Origin of the sequence: Thiomicrorhabdus sp. Milos-T2 (assembly GCF_000702325.1) — a bacterium.
Classification (GTDB): Bacteria; Pseudomonadota; Gammaproteobacteria; order Thiomicrospirales; family Thiomicrospiraceae; genus Thiomicrorhabdus.
The window spans coordinates 1,793,641-1,811,720 of record NZ_KL370891.1; the positions used below are offsets into that span (position 1 = coordinate 1,793,641).

The 18,080-nt window shown below is 38.6% G+C and carries 17 protein-coding genes; 9 read left to right on the top strand and 8 right to left on the bottom strand.

Annotation, left to right across the window (positions count from 1 at the left end; all coding sequences use genetic code 11):
* Positions 1–2 precede the first annotated feature (2 nt).
* The 4 genes from BS34_RS0108175 to BS34_RS0108190 form a co-directional block, all read right to left on the bottom strand.
* Positions 3–2,855, bottom strand: a complete 2,853-nt coding sequence (locus tag BS34_RS0108175; RefSeq protein WP_029408041.1) for a PD-(D/E)XK nuclease family protein — start codon at positions 2,853–2,855, stop codon at positions 3–5.
* 100 nt (positions 2,856–2,955) lie between these two features.
* The gene (locus BS34_RS0108180) at positions 2,956–3,474 is read right to left on the bottom strand and encodes an RDD family protein (RefSeq protein WP_084151598.1); all 519 of its coding nucleotides are present in this window, start codon (positions 3,472–3,474) and stop codon (positions 2,956–2,958) included.
* A 56-nt stretch (positions 3,475–3,530) separates the two neighbouring features.
* A complete protein-coding gene (locus BS34_RS12625) occupies positions 3,531–4,328 on the bottom strand; it encodes a M48 family metallopeptidase (RefSeq protein WP_051640755.1) in 798 nt (265 codons plus the stop codon).
* Between the two features lie 121 nt (positions 4,329–4,449).
* On the bottom strand, positions 4,450–5,667 hold the full coding sequence (locus tag BS34_RS0108190; protein WP_029408044.1) for an EAL and HDOD domain-containing protein: 1,218 nt from the start codon (positions 5,665–5,667) through the stop codon (positions 4,450–4,452).
* A gap of 220 nt (positions 5,668–5,887) precedes the next feature.
* On the opposite strand from BS34_RS0108190, the gene BS34_RS0108195 reads away from it, so the two are divergent.
* The 6 genes from BS34_RS0108195 to BS34_RS0108220 all read left to right on the top strand — a co-directional run bounded on the left by BS34_RS0108195 (position 5,888) and on the right by BS34_RS0108220 (position 9,859).
* Positions 5,888–6,787, top strand: coding sequence for an RluA family pseudouridine synthase (locus BS34_RS0108195; protein WP_029408045.1), 900 nt, complete (start codon positions 5,888–5,890; stop codon positions 6,785–6,787).
* Positions 6,788–6,872: 85 nt separating this feature from the next.
* Positions 6,873–7,364, top strand: a complete 492-nt coding sequence (locus BS34_RS0108200; protein ID WP_029408046.1) for a hypothetical protein — start codon at positions 6,873–6,875, stop codon at positions 7,362–7,364.
* Positions 7,365–7,517: 153 nt separating this feature from the next.
* The gene (locus BS34_RS0108205) at positions 7,518–8,399 is read left to right on the top strand and encodes a 3'-5' exonuclease (RefSeq protein ID WP_029408047.1); all 882 of its coding nucleotides are present in this window, start codon (positions 7,518–7,520) and stop codon (positions 8,397–8,399) included.
* 36 nt (positions 8,400–8,435) lie between these two features.
* Positions 8,436–8,903, top strand: coding sequence for an HAD family hydrolase (locus tag BS34_RS0108210; RefSeq protein WP_051640756.1), 468 nt, complete (start codon positions 8,436–8,438; stop codon positions 8,901–8,903).
* Between the two features lie 102 nt (positions 8,904–9,005).
* Positions 9,006–9,284, top strand: a complete 279-nt coding sequence (locus BS34_RS0108215; protein ID WP_029408049.1) for a hypothetical protein — start codon at positions 9,006–9,008, stop codon at positions 9,282–9,284.
* 347 nt (positions 9,285–9,631) lie between these two features.
* The gene (locus BS34_RS0108220) at positions 9,632–9,859 is read left to right on the top strand and encodes a hypothetical protein (RefSeq protein WP_029408050.1); all 228 of its coding nucleotides are present in this window, start codon (positions 9,632–9,634) and stop codon (positions 9,857–9,859) included.
* A 41-nt stretch (positions 9,860–9,900) separates the two neighbouring features.
* Here the strand turns inward: BS34_RS0108220 and ggt are convergent, their stop codons facing one another.
* The 3 genes from ggt to BS34_RS0108235 form a co-directional block, all read right to left on the bottom strand.
* A complete protein-coding gene (gene ggt, locus BS34_RS0108225) occupies positions 9,901–11,640 on the bottom strand; it encodes a gamma-glutamyltransferase (protein ID WP_029408051.1) in 1,740 nt (579 codons plus the stop codon).
* A gap of 174 nt (positions 11,641–11,814) precedes the next feature.
* Entirely contained in the window at positions 11,815–13,791 is a 1,977-nt protein-coding gene (locus tag BS34_RS0108230) for a M48 family metallopeptidase (RefSeq protein ID WP_051640757.1), read from the bottom strand.
* Between the two features lie 100 nt (positions 13,792–13,891).
* Entirely contained in the window at positions 13,892–14,488 is a 597-nt protein-coding gene (locus BS34_RS0108235; RefSeq protein ID WP_199774082.1) for a LemA family protein, read from the bottom strand.
* Between the two features lie 213 nt (positions 14,489–14,701).
* On the opposite strand from BS34_RS0108235, the gene BS34_RS0108240 reads away from it, so the two are divergent.
* Together BS34_RS0108240 and BS34_RS0108245 are read left to right on the top strand one after the other, a co-directional pair.
* On the top strand, positions 14,702–15,334 hold the full coding sequence (locus BS34_RS0108240) for a lipid-binding SYLF domain-containing protein (RefSeq protein ID WP_029408054.1): 633 nt from the start codon (positions 14,702–14,704) through the stop codon (positions 15,332–15,334).
* Positions 15,335–15,599: 265 nt separating this feature from the next.
* Positions 15,600–15,941: a DUF3392 family protein gene (locus BS34_RS0108245; RefSeq protein ID WP_029408055.1), complete on the top strand. Its 342-nt coding sequence runs from the start codon at positions 15,600–15,602 to the stop codon at positions 15,939–15,941.
* Positions 15,942–16,091: 150 nt separating this feature from the next.
* Here the strand turns inward: BS34_RS0108245 and BS34_RS0108250 are convergent, their stop codons facing one another.
* Positions 16,092–16,370: a peptidylprolyl isomerase gene (locus tag BS34_RS0108250; RefSeq protein WP_029408056.1), complete on the bottom strand. Its 279-nt coding sequence runs from the start codon at positions 16,368–16,370 to the stop codon at positions 16,092–16,094.
* 631 nt (positions 16,371–17,001) lie between these two features.
* Between BS34_RS0108250 and BS34_RS0108255 the strand changes: the two genes are divergently transcribed.
* Positions 17,002–18,078, top strand: coding sequence for a hydroxymethylglutaryl-CoA reductase (locus BS34_RS0108255; RefSeq protein ID WP_029408057.1), 1,077 nt, complete (start codon positions 17,002–17,004; stop codon positions 18,076–18,078).
* Positions 18,079–18,080 lie beyond the last annotated feature (2 nt).

The window sequence follows — 18,080 nt, forward strand, 5'->3', positions numbered from 1 at the left end:
GATTACACCCCTTCCTGTTCAGAAATAAGGCTTTCTGTATCTTTGCGTTGTTGCAACACTTCTGGCACTCTTAAGGCTAAATGACCTGCGGCATATTCAATATCGTTTAATGATGCAAATGACATCTGCGCTTGCCCTTGTTGAATTTGGGTAGCCAACTCAACCACCTGTTGTTTCAGGCTGTCTAAAAATTCATGCCAGGTTGTTTCATAATAATCGCCGCCCTCTTTATTAGCCATATTGCTAAAAACCTTAATGCTACGCTGTTTATATAAAACGGCTTCTTCCTCAACCACGGCACTGAACTTAACCCCTTCATCAGAGTGTAATAGCGCATAACCAATTCCGCTTACATCTTCATTAATGGCTTCTAAATACACGGCTAATTGGGGTGCGGCTAATGGTGTTTTAAACAAACTATTAATGGAGGCTTTACCGGTTTTGTAGTCCAAAATCACTTTTTGACCATCCACCTCATCAACACGGTCAATAATGACCTTAAATTTAATTCCCGCTAAAGTAATGTCATGACTTTTTTCACGCTCAACCACTTTAAATGAACTGCGTTGCGTTTCGAGTTCTAACCACTCTAAACACAGTTCTAAAACACGCTTTTGTTCAACCTCTAATAAACCTTTTGCTAAACTCGCTTGTAAGCTTGCAAACGCCTCTTCTATGTGTGTATTTAGCTTATCTACACGCTCATCCTGAGATAAACTTAGCAAGGCCACTTGCGTTTTAACCTCTAACCAAAAATGCTCTAAAACCTGGTGAATCAAAGTCCCCTGATTGGTATTTTGCAAACTGTCTTCTACTTGCTGAAAACCATATTTTGCTCCTAATCGATAATCAATATACGCCATTAATGGGCACTGACTTTGGGCTTGTAAAATCCCTGTTCCTCCTGGGGCTTGCTGGCCTAGTGGAATTTCTGCCCCCTGCCAATCCTCTTCCCAAAGCAATCCGTCTTGTGAATTTCGAAAATCATAAAAACATTCCGCTAAGGTTTGATATTTGGTTTTTGGATACGCTACAACCGATTGAGGCATTTGATGGTGGCTAGGCAAAATGGAACTGGGTAATAAGGTCGCTTCACCTGTTTGCTGTGGATAACTCCATATAACTTGATTTGCAGACAGCAACAAACGCTGACTAATTTGCAGCGCATAACTTAATTCACGGTTGGCATCACTGCGGGGTAGATGAAATTGGCGCTGTAATGCCATCGGCAAAAATGGGTTAGGACTTGGCATTCTTGGCCAAGCCTCATTGGTTAATCCCATTATCCAAAGCGCATCAAATTCTTGTCCACCAGCTTCAAGCATACCCATAATTTGAATAGGTTGATGACCTACACTCTGTGGCTGATGAACTAACTCACTTAAATAACGTTTTAATAAGCTCAACCATTTACTATAGGACTGTTTTCCACCAATATCCGCGAGTTTAGAAAAATTGACTAACGCATTTTCAAACGCGGTTTTTTGTTGAAATTCTACCGATTGTAAAGTGCGGTTTCCGGGCCAACCTAAGGTTTCTAAAACCGACCAGGCCTGGTTAATAAAATCGACTAAAGTCACTGAACCTTTGGTTTGGGAACTTTCTACAACTTTAAGCAAGCTGTTTTTTAATGATTGTGGAAGAGTTTTTGCCGCTTGAGTGTCGAGTAGATTTGGCCACAACACATTTGCCCACTGTAAACGTCTAAATTCGGCATCAGCCTGTTGTCTTTGAGTAAAATCACCTTGGGTATAGGGAGAGATTAACCATTGGCTCCAGGCCTGGTAGGTTGTAGATTTATGCGGTTGCAAGAAGAGACTTAAGGTTTGCCAAGCATTTTCAATAATCGGTACCGAAAAAAGGGGTTCTCCTAAAGATAAGTTATACAGTTTCGTTTGGTTACTTGAAATATTCGCCTGAGTATTCAACTGCTGTAAACCGTTTAAATAAAGCTGCTCATCTAAACATTGGATTAATGCAGTTTTGTAATCGGCCACATTAGGCGCTACTACCGCCACATTAATGTTTTTAAAGTCTTTTTTCTTAAGCAGATTTGCCACTTGGTTTATTGCCCAATTGGCAACCTGCTGAACTTCATCAAAAAGATCTTGAGCGGCATAACAGCTTAATCCGTTGTCTGGCAACTCCATCGTCTCACGGCTAACCTCACTATCCAACTCAACGTGGCAACCCATACTCTCTACGGCTAATCTCCACGCTTGAATATTGGGTGATAAATCATCAAAACCATGTAAAAAGAAACGTTGTGGTAATTGAGTTTTACCCACATTATGGTTATTTAACCAAGTTAAACGTTGTTGGGTTTGTAAGGCTTCATCTTGCCAATGCTTATTTTTAAGGCGTTGCAAATAACGTTGTAATACGGTTTTAAAAAGTTGTGTTTCTTCGTTAAGAAAATGCTCTTCATGCCAATTGTTTGGTAACCATTCGGCACTCAATGACCAGGCCTGGTAGAGTTGTTTAGCGGTGGTATGAATATTTAATAAGGCAATCTGTTGAGCCTTAAACTCAGACTCACTTTCCGAGTTTTCATGGTCGTCTAATCGCTCATCGAGTTCTTCTTGTAAACACTGCTCCATTAACCACTGAGCTTCAAAAGAAGTTAACACTTTTTTGGGCAATTCAGAAGCTGGCAACTCCCCTGCTAATAAAGCATTGTTTTGCCAAAGTTGCCACCACTGATTCAGCGTCATAACATTGGGCGTCTGAATAACTTTTTGCCCAGATGATAAAATAGCACGCTCTTTAATCACCGCCGTTAAACGGCTATTGGCGGTAATAAAAATCGTTTGTTCATTTTCAAAATTCATTGAATTATTTTTAGAAATTGCCATAAAAGGAAGAGCTCATTTTAGGTTTAAATCTATCCGTTTTTTTAAATGTCGTGAGAGCATTCCAAGACTGCTCTGTAAAAATCGCTAAGAAAAACAGTGTTTATTTATTAACCACTAAGGTACTGGCAATCATATCGTGTAGACCTTGCTTCTTTGAGGTAAAGGCAATCATAATAAAACCAATAAAAAGAATTAAAACTGAAAGAATTTTACTGAAGTAGCGCACACTCGCTCTTAAAAAAGAAATTCGTTCCCCATGCAAATCCGTTACTTTCATTCCTAAGAGTGACTTTCCATAAGTCGCTTGTTTAGAAGAGCTTTCCATGCCGGCATAATAAAACCAAGCAATGAATAAAGTCACCAAATTACCGATTAAACTCACCCCCATCATTGCCGCCTCGTTATCAGGGTTCTTGCCTAAATAGGCAAGATATACACCCAACATAATCATTAGTAAAACGCTAATCACCGCTAAAATTAACCAATCAATAATATAAGCCCCTAAACGTTTCCAAAAACCGCCATAACTAACCGCGAGAGTTTGCTGATTTGAGTTAATTTCTTGATCTGAAACTTGATTATTGTCTATTTCATTACTGTCTAATTGATTATTATTCATCTGGTTTTTCCTAACGGGTTTTGTGGTCATAATTTGGTAATGTTTATTTTGAAACCTTACTCTAAAAAATGAATCCAAGTACGGCCATGTTGTTTTATAACCTGTTTAGCGGCCTTTGTTTGCGGGTAAGAGGTCTCTACCACTTGCCAAAAGGCCTTAGAGTGATTGGCGTGAATTAAATGCGCTAGCTCATGCACAATAACGTAATCCACGACCCATTGAGGGGCTTGCATTAAACGCCAATTAAACTGAATACGCCCATCAGAATAACAGCTCCCCCAACGTGATTTATAGCCTTTTACGGTAACGGATTGATACGTTAACCCCATCACTTTAGCGTAAATTTGCGTTTGAGGGATTAAATAGCTCTCTGCTTGCTGTTTAAAAAATGCCTCTAAATTCTTACAGGCCTGTGACTTTTTCTGTTGTTCCGTTAGGTTCAAACCCAAATTTAGGTTTGAACCCAAATTCAGCTTAATTTTTTGTGTATTTTCATCTAGTTCAATCGGTTTTTTTTGTTCATTCTGAATATCAGGTGTTAACCACTCTAGGGTGTAGTTTTGACCTAAAAAACTCAAACATTCACCATGCAATCCAGTAAATTGAACGGGTAAAGTTTCAACTAATTCGTCAATTCGCTTTTCAAGCCAGCTGTGATTTTGCTTTAAAACCTGATTTAAGCGCGATGCGCTCATGGCTTGCGGAACCGCTAAAATCAACCCCTCTTTTTGCTGTTTTATGGCAATCGTTTTTCTACGTGCAGAGGGTTTTATAGGTAAACGAAGTTCTCCTATTTCATAGTGAGTCATCTTTTTATATTTTGCTTTTTTATTCGAAACAAATGACATAAGCATGGCTAAGTGAATATCTTTTTAAGGAAATAAAACAAAAAACGCCCTGGCTATTTACCAGAGCGTTTTAATTAAAAACTTCGTATTTTAGTATCTTCGTGGTTAAAGCAAGACATCTATAAAATTAAGCCGCTTCTAAACCAGCCATAGTTTTGTAAGCCCAAGAGTTAGCATTCATATACGCAGAAGAGACCTGCATAATGTCCATACCATTACCCATAACATTTGAATTACCCTGCTCTAAAGAGCGCACCACAAATAACGCTTTACCCATGTCACCAGATTGATCTACCAATGCCCCTTTTACAGTTTCTGACAGCGGCAATTGATCAACAATATCAATCATTGAAGCTTTTAGAAACGCATTTAAGGTTGAAAACATACCCGCCATAAAGTAGCGATCTTTGTCATCGTTTTTGCCTTGTTTATCAGCAAGCTCTTCCATAAACTTAGCTCTAACTAATGCCGTAGTTAACAACTCTTTAGGCACATCATTAATTTCGGATAACATCATCATATTCACCCAAAACTTAAGACGCTTTAGACCCATGAAATTGACTGCATCTTTTAAGGTCTCTACCACTTGAGGAATATTGTTACTTGGGTGATTAATTACACTCAATAATTTATGCGTTAAACCAACATCTGAACCTACCGTTGCCACAATGGTATCAAATTCAACATCTGGATCATTAACCTCAGCTAATAACTTAAGCATCGCTAATTTGTTACCAGACAATTCTTGCTCACCAGAAATAATTGGGTTTGTGAAAAAATAACCTTGGAAAAGTGTAGCGCCTGTTTTGGCATAATCGTCAAACTGTTTTTCAGTTTCAATACCACTAATCATCGTTTGAATATTTTGCATATTCAAAGCACTCACTGCGGTTTTAGCTTCATCAGAGGTAAAGTCTTTAGTATCTAACTTAACGAGTTTGGCAATCGTTAATAATTTTTTATAGGCATCTGAGTTTTCATAACCCAATAAGGCAACTTTTGCGCCGGTTTTTACAATCTCTTTTAGAGACTCTAAGGCAGGTTTATTTTTTAAAACCGATAAATCTACTTCAACTACCATAGAGTTCATTGACTCTACTTCTGGTAACCACTCAACCTTTAGCACTTCAAGAGGGGCTTTGAAATAAACTTGTTTATTTGCCGTTAAACCTTGCATACCATCATGTTCAGCAACACGATTACAAAATGCCTTCATCACCTCTTCCCATTCCACCGTAGAACGGTCAATATCGTCTACCAACTCTAAAGAAAGGTGGTAGCCATTTAGAGCTTGCTGAGCGTCAAGAACCGGTTGTTTGTTTAAGAAAAGTTGTGCTTGTGGCATGTGTTGTTCCTTGTTCAAAAAAGTCTAATCAGACCTACACTTAATGACTTTAAATAAAATATTAATGTGTACCATTATAGAAATATAATTCTAAAGAAAAACCCTTAATTTAATAAAATAAAGAAACTTGTCAAAAATATGATTTTTGTCTTTTAAAAATCAATAAGATAGCAGTACAATAACGCTTTTAAATTAACCGAGTTATTTTATAAGGTATTTAATGCCAAACCAATCCACGCCCTTAAATTCAAACAATGGTCAACATTTTACTTTTACCTCACCGGGTGAAATCAATGCCTTAGATTTACTTGCTCAACATACCCATTTAAGCAAACAAAACCTTAAAGAAAGTGCTCAAAAAGGTGCGGTATGGATTACGCGCAAATCCAACAGTAAACCTGAGCGCTTACGCAGATTAAAAAAGACACTCCCCGCTAATCAAGTTTTAGATTTTTACTACAACCCAGAACTTTTAAACCAACAGCCACCTTCACCTACTTTAATCGCTGACTTTGAAAGCTACTCGGTTTGGATTAAACCACGAGGTATGTTATCTCAAGGGTCAAAATGGGCTGATCACACGGCTCTTTATCGTTGGATAGAAATGAATTTTCAACCCAATGGTCATCCTAGACAGGCTTGGATTGTTCACAGATTAGATAGAGCAACCCATGGAATAATGTTAGTTGCCCACAGTAAAAAAATGGCGGCAACTTTAAGTCGAGCTTTTGAAGAAAATCGGGTTCATAAAACTTACCAAGCAATCGTTTGGGGCGATTATCCTGCTGAAACTCAGAGCATTCATTTAGCTATTGATAACAAAGCTGCTGTTAGCCATATATCATTGCTAAAACATAATGCTAAAAAAGGCATTTCACTGGTAGAAATCACCATTGAAACCGGTAGAAAACACCAAATACGTAAACACCTATCGGAAACTGGCTACCCAATTCTTGGCGATAGAATGTACGGCAATGTACAAAAAGATGCTGAACTTTCAAGTATGCCTAATTTACAACTCACCGCTTATAAACTTTGTTTGCAATGCCCCCTTAGCAAGGCTAACCAAGAAAAATGTTTCAAACTAGAGCAAACCCAATTAGACTTAATTGATTTTTAAATGGTTACTCTCTCAACTCAAAAAGCTTTCTACTTACTTTCTTCTTATTTACTTCTTGCTTTGAACTTATAAGGTAAAGGCCACTATGAAAAGAAACATTAGGTTTCCTATTAAAGGCACCTTTTATTATGGCGCCGATATCGCCATAGATTTATCACTGCTTGCGCCACAAAAACCTTTGCTGTTTTCATTAGAAGAAGACAACCTCTATGATAAACACGCCATACAGGTTTGGTTACCTCATAATCAGGATATGAATCAGAATAAGAAACAAGATAAGAAACAAAATATTAAACAAGAAATGACTTCTAACACCATATCAAACGACCCTGTAAACGGTCTGTTACTTGGTTATGTTCCCCGATCTTTAGCACCCAAAATGGGTTGGTACATTAAACACCAAGGCAACCTTGAACTTAAAGTCATTCACTTCGCTAAACTGGGAAAACAGATTGAAATTGATTGTACCGTTACCCTTGACCAGGCCTGGTTAAGTTATTTAACCCTGTTTATTCAAGCTAAAGTGATTACCCAATTAATGCGTTTTAAACGATTTAGAAAACATTTTTTATCCTAATCTGCCTCCTAATATCCCTCTTCATTGGCTTTAATTTACATACAATCATGCAGAGACTAGAACAAGTATGCACAAGCTGAATATTTGTTGCTAAAATCATTAACAAAAATTCCCTGTACAAACATTACATATACAAACGAAAAGTTAATCACTATGACCCCAACAGCAGAAGACCAAGCTTGCATTGATCAGCTTCATCAATCTGGAAACTATCAAGTACTCAGTAAATTACAGCCAGCAACCGAATTCAATTCAGCCACCGCAGAAAAAAACCACAAGGTTTGTATTATTGATACCGAAACCACCGGCCTAGATACTGATGTTTGTGAAATTATCGAACTGGGTTATCAAATTATAGAGTTTGATTCGAATGGCCATTTTTATAAAGTGCTCAGCGCACAGAACTATCTTAATGAACCTAAAGGGGAAATTAGTGCGGAAGTGACTGAAGTGACCGGCTTAACCATTGATGACGTTAAAGGGCATACAATCCCTTGGGATGAAGTCGCAGCAGAGATTTCTCAAGTTCAACTCTGCGTAGCACACAACGCCAGCTTTGACCGTCCGGTGGTAGAACGCTATCACGATGTCTTTATTGATAAAATTTGGGGTTGTTCTGTAGCCCAAATTGACTGGTTAAAACAAGCTCACGTTGGTTCAAGAAGCCAAGAATTTTTATGTTGGAAAGTGGGACAGTTTTTCTATGGTGCGCATCGAGCTTTAGATGATGTACAAGCTCTCACTCAATTACTGTCTTGTGAAATCTCCGACAATAAAGTCCCTGCTTTTAGCTTTTTATTAACCGCCGTTCGCCAAAGTAAATCCTTAATTAAAGCTACAGGAGCACCTTTTGATGTTAAAGATGCTTTACGCTCCCGTGGCTACCGCTGGAATGTTAGCGAACGTGTCTGGCAAAGAGTGCTTGATGACTCAAAACTACAAGATGAATTAGCTTGGTTGATTGAACATAACACCCCCAACCCTAATGTTATCAAGCTAAAAGCAACCGACAGCTTTTCAATTAGAGCTCGTTAGCAATCACTTTCAAACGTTAAAGCACAAGGGTCTATTTTGATTATTAAAATTCCAGGTCGTGACACCTTAGATATTCGTCACATTATTTTTGATTATAACGGCACAATTGCAATAGACGGCAAGGTAATTAATGGCGTCACCGAAAAAATTCAACAACTAGCAGGCCTGGTAGAGTTTCATGTAATTACTGCAGATACCTACGGAACCGTTGAAAAAGAATTAGAAGGTATCCAATGCAATATCATCAATCTCTCTAGCTCTAAGGATTTTAAAAGCAAAACCGAATATCTTAACTTTTTAGGTGCAGAACACTGCTTAAGTGTAGGCAATGGTTTTAATGATAGCGACTTACTTAAAGAGAGCAAAATTGGAATCGCACTCATTCAAGATGAGGGAGTCTGCGTTGAGACCTTAATGGCGGCAAATATTGCTTGTAAATCGATTATGGATGTTTTTGCCTACCTAGAAACCCCTAACCGACTCAAAGCTACCTTAAGAGCTTAATATGTATTGATTGATATACATTGATTAATATACGTAATTAATACTCTTTAGAGACCTATAATCTAAAGTAAACACAAGCAAAAAACCCGAGAATTTTATACCATGAAAAACTTTTTTAAAATGCTATTTTCACCCATTCTTAACCGCTTAGAAAGTGGCGATGATGAATACTCTTACCGCCCTTCCCATAGAAAAATCTTGGCGGTTATGGGATTTTTATTTATCATCATTGCAAGCGTAGCAGCTTATTTTGGAATGGCTACGGGAATCATTGAATCTTTACTCCCCATTACGTTGTTTGGCGTGATTGGTCTAATCTGTCTAATGGTAGTTTGGCTCGGAAGTGATAAAGCCGTTTCCAAAATTTGGCGCAACAGATAACCAGGCCTGGGGAATTGAGTAAAAACAATTTATAGTGTTACTTGAATTCACATATTAATCGTCATTAATCAAAAAAAAACCGTGAATTTTCAATTAAGTTTCATAATTGAAAAGCTTAAAAAATATTACATTGAGACCTTTGCACGAGATAGGTGCGAAAGAAAAATGAGAGAAAATTTGCTTGATTGCGGCGGAAAACGCAGGGAATAGCTAGCTATTCACAAGGTTTTCAACAAAAATCAGGTGAATTTTAACCATTTTTACTCGCGCATACTCTCTTGCAAAGGTCTCACATTATTTCTAATTTCTTAAATTAGCCAATCAATCAACAAAAGGCCCCTTAAAAAATGACCGATTTTACTCAAGTCTATGTTCTTAAAATCACTGGAAAACATGGTTTAGTATTTAAATGTAAAGATACAGATAAGGACTATTTAAAAAAAATAGCTGAAAACCAGCTTAAAGAAGAAGGCACTGACTTTACTGACTATGAAATTCACCCAAGTGATCATTCAAATTCTGAACTAACCGAAGCCGAGCAACTTTTACACTTTACACCAAAATGTAGGGGATAAAACTTAACGAGTCTAGCTCTTTAAGAAGTCTTATTGTTTAACTAATCGTGCACTTTAAAGACTCTGGAAACCCCTTCTCCTCGTTTATCTGATGCGGCTTCCCAACCTAATTTTGTTTTTAGAATAAGTTGAACATCGCCCATATAGTTATTCTTTTTTAGGTGATAGCCCATCAACTCAAGCTCTTGTTTTACTTTGCCTGGTAAATCAGGATTATAGGCAATTTGATTTTTAGGTAATAGCTGATGATGTACTCTAGTCGCATCTACCGCTTGTTGAGCGTTCATATCTTCCTCAATTACGTTCACCAGAGTTTGAAACACACTAGTAATAATTGTTGAACCACCCGGAGTTCCCACTACCATTTTTGTTTGGTTGTCTTTTAATAATAAGGTGGGAGACATAGAAGAGAGCATTCTCTTTTTAGGTGAAATGGCATTGGCTGAGCCGCCAACCACACCAAAAATATTGGCCACTCCAGGTTTAGTACTGAAATCATCCATTTCATCATTCATTAAAAATCCCGCACCTTTAACAACCACACCACTACCAAACGGCATATTTAAGGTATAAGTGTTAGAAACCGCATTACCCTGTGCATCAACAATTGAAAAATGCGTGGTTTCCGGTGATTCGATTTTGCCGGGTTTTATCTTTTCAGATTCTGAAATATCATCCCATAAAATCGTTTTAGCTCGTTCTTTTAGATATTCATCTGAAATTAGCTGTTTTATTGGTACCTTCACAAAATCAGAGTCACCCAAAAAATACGCTCTATCGGCATACACTCTTTTTTCTAACTCCGCATAAAAATGGGTTTTTATAGTTTGCTCAGACACTCCTTCCTGTTTTCCTAATTTCAAGGCATGATGTAATTCTTTGGCAAGAATTTGTTTCATTTTTAATAGTTGAACAATCGCAATTCCGCCTGAGCTTGGAGGTGGTGCCGAAACCACTTGATAACCCAGCCAATCGCCAACAATGGGTTCTCGCCATTTGGCTTGATAAGATGCTAAGTCTTCTAAAGTGATTAAGCCATCATGTTGCTGAAGTTGTTTTACTAATAAGTTGGCAGTTTGCCCATGGTAAAAGTCATGAGCACCTTGTTTAGCAATGCGTGTTAAGGTCTTTGCTAATTCTGGCTGAGTTAAGGTTTGCCCTACTTTTAAACCCTCAAAATAGTCTACAAAGTTAAGCGGTATAGGTGATTTATTGGCAATCCAAGTTTTAAACCATTTAGAACGAGCTTCTAATTGAGGAGAGACCTCAAAACCACGTTGAGCCAATTCTATGGCGGGTTGTAATAACTTTGCCCAAGCAACCGAACCAAAACGCTTATGTGCTTGCCACAATCCCATAACCGTTCCAGGCACACCAGAAGCTTGATAACCCACTAGCGATTTATAAGGAATCACATTTTTATCTTTATCCAAATACATATCTTGACTCGCGGCTAAAGGCGCGGTTTCACGATAGTCTAAAAAGTGTACCGCCAAGCTATCCGATTTAGCTGTTTGCAAGGTAGGGGCATATACCGTCATAAAACCGCCGCCGCCCAAATTACCCGCTTCAGGATAGGTGACGGCTAAAACAAACGCAGAAGCGACTGCGGCATCTACCGCATTACCCCCTTGTTGCAAGACTTGTTGGGCAATTTGTGCGCTATATTTATCAGGCATCGCAACGGCGGCAGAATTTGCTTTTACCCATAAAGGGTTTAATAACAAAGCTAAAAATATTGGACTTAAAAACAATATTTGAGGTAAGCGAAATAAATTCATTACAGACACTCCATAAGAGACCTTTGCACGAAAGTATGCACGAGTAAAAATGGTTAAAATTCACCTTATTTTTGTTGAAAAACTTGCGAATAGCTAGCTATTCCCTACGTTTTCCGCCGCAATCAGGCAAATTTTCCCTCATTTTTCTTTCGCACCTATCTCATGCAAAGGTCTCTATAATTTAATTCGAGGGATGGGTGCGTTCATTGTGGCGGCAATGGCCAAAACAAGTTCTTTTTCAATAGAGTTAACCTTGCCATCATATTCAATACAGACCACAAGTGCTTCAACAATCTTTTGTTTTAAAGGCTCTGAACAGTACAACAATTTTTCTGTGGCATTTTTAAATAGATTTGGTTGGGTTGAGTCTGTTTCTATGCGTTGAAGATTAGGTAAATCAAGTTTTTGCATGGCGCTCTTAAAGGCTAAATCCATCGTTGAGCTTAAACTAGCTTGCTTGCTGTGTTGTTTGCCTGCTTTAGAAGTATGACCATAAAAAACTAACGCTGAGAAGATCAATTGCAGTTCAATCGCCACCTTTTTGGCGTTTCGATAACGCACTCGATGTTTTTTGGCTAACCCAAAATGAACATCTAAATATCGAGTGACTAACTGATAAACACTCTGTTCAAAAATGGTTTGCTCGTTATCTAAATCCATGAGCTGTTGCATTAAAGATTTAAACTGAAGATATTGCTTGTCAGAGAGCGTTTTTAAAGCCGGCATAGTCAACTCAACCAAAGGCAACCTATTTATCAATTCAGTCTGACGCAATAAATTAACTTGCTGTTTTACCAGATTAGCCAGGCCTTCTATCTCAATACTCGGCAACATTTTTTGCCATTCACTTTCTACTTGATTTGGAGAAGATTCTTCACAAATCAATACCGCCATTACTAGCGCCATGGCCTCCATTGGGTCATTGGCCTTCTCTATTAAATCCACTAACGTTGTTTTAGACTGATCACTAAGCTGATCAACGATCACTCCTGCAGCCATTAACAACGCTAAAGGTTCGGGCAAAACGCCCAGGTTTAAGTCTGGTTTTGAGCTTTTTTGAATAGGCTCACTGACTGGCAACGGCTCTTGAGGTTTAAGAAATTGGCCATCCCAATTTGGCTGAATTCTTTGAATACGCAACGCAATGGGAGGATGAGTAGCAAACAAAAACGCTAAGCGTGTATGAAAAGACTGCCCAAAAAACATGTGAGCCACTTCTTTACTTTCGGTATTTTTTAAACGTGACGATTCAGTCGCACCCCCAATCACTTTTAAGGCGCCAGCAATCGCATCTGGATTTCGTGTAAATTGCACCGAAGAAGCATCCGCCAAAAATTCACGTTGACGACTTACCGCCGCTTGAATCATATTGCCACAAAGTGCGCCAAACCAACCTAGAATGCGTAAGGCAATGCCGGCCAACACAATGGCGCCATTCCCTTTAGAACGAGAGGAACGTGAAGAGCTTGATGAGACTAAAAATCCAGAGCGTCGTGAGCGACTAGATCGACCAGAAGCCGTCATAATTCGTCCCAACAAACCAATAAACTCTATACCATGCAATAACATAATAATTCGTAAATTTAAGCGCATATCACCATTTAAAATATGACTAAACTCATGTCCAACAACGCCTTGTAACTGGCTTCGAGATAACTTATCAATCGTGCCTTGAGTTAATCCTATGACCGCATCTTGAACGGTTTGTCCGGCAGCAAATGCATTAATGGCCGACTCATTTCTTAACAAATAAACCTCAGGCACCGGCATACCTGAAGCAATGGCCATTTCCTCAACCACATTTAAAGCTTTTCGTTCATTAAGGTTCTTAGAGTTAGGCGACAATTTAACTCCGCCCAAAGCCCCTGCAATCACAGCCCCGCCTTTTGATAAGTGACGACTCTTAACAAAAGAACTGATGAGCGCGCCCCCAATAACAAACCCGCCTACCCCTAACAAAGTAGGCAAGCTTTGCGGTGAAAACAGCAAATACTGCCAATCAAGAACGATACGTTCTCCGGTAAAAAACGGGAGTAATAACATTAACACCAAAGAACTTAAGACGGTAAGCACCATCAAAATCAAAATATAAAGCAACACTAAATAGGTTGTTTTCTTTTTGGCATTGTCTTGGGCGGAATAAAAATTCATAAATGACTAAATTAAACTAAAAGCCTTATTGAGACCGTTGCATGAGTCCATTAATGCATAACGCATACTAAAGGAACCAGGCCTGGTAAAATGAAAAATCCTAAAATTGTACTTTAGGGACTTCTTGAATAGCCTCACGATCTGCAAATTCAAGCATTTGCGCATCAACAGGGTGTCCAAACATTCCTGCAAATACAGTTTGTGGAAAGCTTTGACGATAAGTGTTGTAAGCCATAACTGCATCATTAAATGCTTGGCGAGCAAATGCCACTTTATTCTCTGTTGAGGTTAACTCTTCAGTAAGTTGCATCATGTTTTGGTTGGTTTTTAAATCAGGATACGCTTCCATAACCATATTAAAACGCGACATAGCACCACCTAATACACCTTCCGCATTAGATAGTTGCCCCATAATTTGTGAATCTCCTGGGTTAGCAGCCGCAGCTTTAAGTAAGCTCGAGGCTTCATTTCGTGCTGCAATTACCGCTTCTAGAGTTTCACGTTCATGAGCCATGGCTTTTTTAGCTACTTCAATTAAGTTTGGAATTAAGTCGTAGCGACGTTTTAATTGCACATCAATTTGTGCAAAGGCGTTTTCAAAACGATTTTTTAAGGCCACTAACGTATTGAAGATATTAATTAAGTAGAGAATAAACAGTACAACCAAAACTAAAAAAACAATCATTCCAGTGCTCACAAGAGGACTCCTACATTTTTAAAAAAATTATCTAAATTTATTTTACACAGATTTTAATACATTAAGAGACAATTGCGCGAATGGCGTAAGAAGTAAAACACGCAATTCTAATCAGACTATCTTCAGATTTTTTTAAGGATTAAAGTTCAAACTAACCTGGATTAAGATTAAAATGATTTTCATTATTCGGTGAATTTATCCAAGGAAAATATCATGCTAAAAGGTCTATTAACAAAAACCGCTATTTTAACCCTAACCTTATCAAGCTTAACTTTGCTATCCATGAATAGCTACGCTGATGATGAGTACACCGAATCTGAACCGCAAATGACACAAGATGTCTCCGATGCGGAGTATGATCAAACCATTGCCGCCTTTCAAAAAGCACCCCAATCTGCTGCGTTTTTTGACCATGCTTATGGATATGCCGTTTTTCCCACCATTGGTAAAGTTGGTTTTTTAATTGGTGGAGCTTTTGGTAATGGTCGAGTCTATGAGCAAGGCCGCCAGTCTGGAACAGCAGAAATGACACAAGCCACAATTGGTTTTCAACTGGGTGGTCAAGCATTTAGCCAAATCATTTTCTTTCAAGACCAACGAGCTTATGATGAATTTACCAGTGGTAATTTTGAGTTTGGTGCACAAGCTTCTGCGATAGTCATTACCGCTGGAGCAAATGCCGAAGCATCAACAAAAGGCACCTCAGCCTCAGCAAACCTTAATGACGATTATGTAAAAGCCGACGGTCAATACTACAAAGGAATGGCTGTATTCAGTTTAGCTAAAGGTGGCTTAATGTATGAAGCGACTATAGGTGGGCAAAAATATAATTTTTATCCAAACTAATTCGCTATTGACTTTACCTTAAGACACTTTACATTGAGAGCTGGTTAATTTTAAATTAACCGGCTTTTTTTATACAAATTGAGACCTTTGCAAGAGATAGGTGCGAAAGAAAAATGAGGTAAAATTTGCCTGATTGCGGCGGAAAACGCAGGGAATAGCTAGCTATTCGCAAGTTTTTCAACAAAAATCAGGTGAATTTTAACCATTTTTACTCGTGCATATTCTCGTGCAAAGGTCTCAAATTAACAGCAAGGCAAATTTTGATATGGATATTTTAGGTTGGTTAAATGATATTTTGTTGCATGTTTCCGCATGGATGAAAGGTTATTTAAATGAAATCGTACTTTCTATGGTCGCAACGTTACTGGTTATTTACGGCAACAACATTTTACTGATGGTTAAAAACCAGATTGGTAGTTTAAAAATATTTTTACGCATCACCCTATTTGTGGCTTTCTGTGCATTTGGGTTTAGTTTTATCACCTCAATTGCAGCCCCCTTTTTAAGCCATTGGCTAGCGCAAGCTAATGCCCCTTTACTCCCTTTTGTGATTGTTCTCATCTACTATTTACTAGGCTATTTAGCCCAACGTAAAGGTATGATTTAAACAATCCCGTTGCAAAATTCGACTCTTTTAAACATAAAAAGCCCGAGTTACCAGGCCTGGTAACTCGGGCTTTTGTTAACGATATATTAACGATATGATTGTTAGCAGATCTTATCGTTAGCTTAACGCATAAGCTTATCTTAACCAATCTTAGCTACGGCTAGTCACTTCTAACAAGTGATAACCAAACTGGGTTTTTACAGGACCTTCAACAGAGCCTACATCGGCACTAAAGACAACCTTATCAAATTCTGGAACCATCATCCCAGGACCAAACTGACCTAAATCACCACCATTTGCGCTTGATGGGCAGTTAGAGTTTGCTTTAGCGACATCTGCAAAATCTGCTCCATTAGCGATTTGTTCTTTTAATTGATTACACTGTTCTTCTGTATCTACCAGAATATGACGTGCCGTTGCTAAAGTCATAACATTTTCCTTCGTTTAATTTTATTTTTTAAGCTACTTGAGACCTTTGCACGAGATAGGTGCGAAAGAAAAATGAGAGAAAATTTGCCTGATTGCGGCGGAAAAAGCAGGGAATAGCTAGCTATTCGCAATTTTTTCAACAAAAATCGGGTAAATTTTAACCATTTTTACTCGTGCATACTCTCGTGCAAAGGTCTCTATTTAGATATCTTTGCTTAAATTTAGTCTGCAAAGGCTTCTAATATAGCCACTTAAAATTCAATATAGGGTTTAAATTGAAAGTTTCAAGCTTTAAGAGATATTTTTCACCTTTTCCTGCCACCTTGTGGTCGACTAGGTAGTCGACTCTGGATCTCTAATTTAAATTATGTGGGACGTTTAAGCTTGTAGGCTCTAGGCGTGGACTGCAGATAATGGTTATTCCATTATCAAGTTACACAACAACGAGCATGCATGCTTAAACGCCCACCCGAAGGGGCGCCACCAGTTTTCACTCCACTACGTTAGAATTGCTCTTGTTATCTAGATACCATTTATCAATTCTGCCTTGTTGAGCAAAAACTGGTTTTGCCATAAATTAAATTAGTGATTCAGAGTCGACTACGTAGGGTTGCTCATCTATAATACGGCTATGACTAAACAGACAGAAAACCTAACCCAATCGTTTGCTTCTATTCCAATGCAGGCAGTAGGCCCATTTAAATTAATTGGCGACGTTGAGGTCGATGACTTAATGGTGCCAATGGCAACTTATGAAACTCCGCTTTGGCCATCCGTTGCGCGCGGTGCTCGTGTCGCAGCGCATTCAGGCGGTATTCGGGTAACGGTAGTGGATGAGCGTATGACACGTTCTGTATTGTTACAGGCACAGAATGCGGGTATTGCGGCGTTAAGACTTAAACAAATTCAGGCTGAACATGACCAACTCCAAGAAGTAGTCTCCAAAACCAGTCGTTTTGCTAAATTAATTGACACTCATTATCAAGTCGTTGGTAACTTAATTTATTTACGCCTTGAATTTCATACGGGTGATGCATCTGGTCATAACATGGTGACTAATGCCGCTGACAAAATTTTACCTTGGTTACTAGAGCGCTATAGTGATTTAAGCTATGTCTCAATTTCTGCCAATTACTGCACAGATAAAAAGGTTTCTGCGGTTAACGGTATTTTGGGTAGAGGTAAGTATGTCGTTTGTGAAACCACAATTCCTAAAAAGTTCTGTAAACGCTTTTTAAAAACAACACCAGAAGCGTTAGTTGATTTACACATCAAAAAAGACCTCATTGGTAGTATTGTCTCAGGCGGCCTACGTTCAGCTAATGCTCACGTTGCCAATATGTTGTTAGGCTTTTATTTAGCAACTGGCCAAGATGCCGCTAATATTGTTGAAGGCTCACAAGCCATTAACCATGCTGAAGTTACTCCAGAAGGTGATTTGTATTTTTCTAGCACCCTACCCAACTTAATTGTGGGAACCGTCGGTAACGGTAAAGGACTAGACTTTGTATTGGACAACCTAACTCTTCTTGGCTGCGCTAACAATAATGCTTCACCCGGTGAAAATGCTCGCCGATTAGCTTGTATTGCGGGTGCTACCGCATTTTGTGGAGAGCTATCTTTACTTGCTGCACAAACTAATCCAGGTGAATTAATGGAAGCACACATCAAACTAGAACGTTCGCATAATGCGTCCGAAAACGCATAACG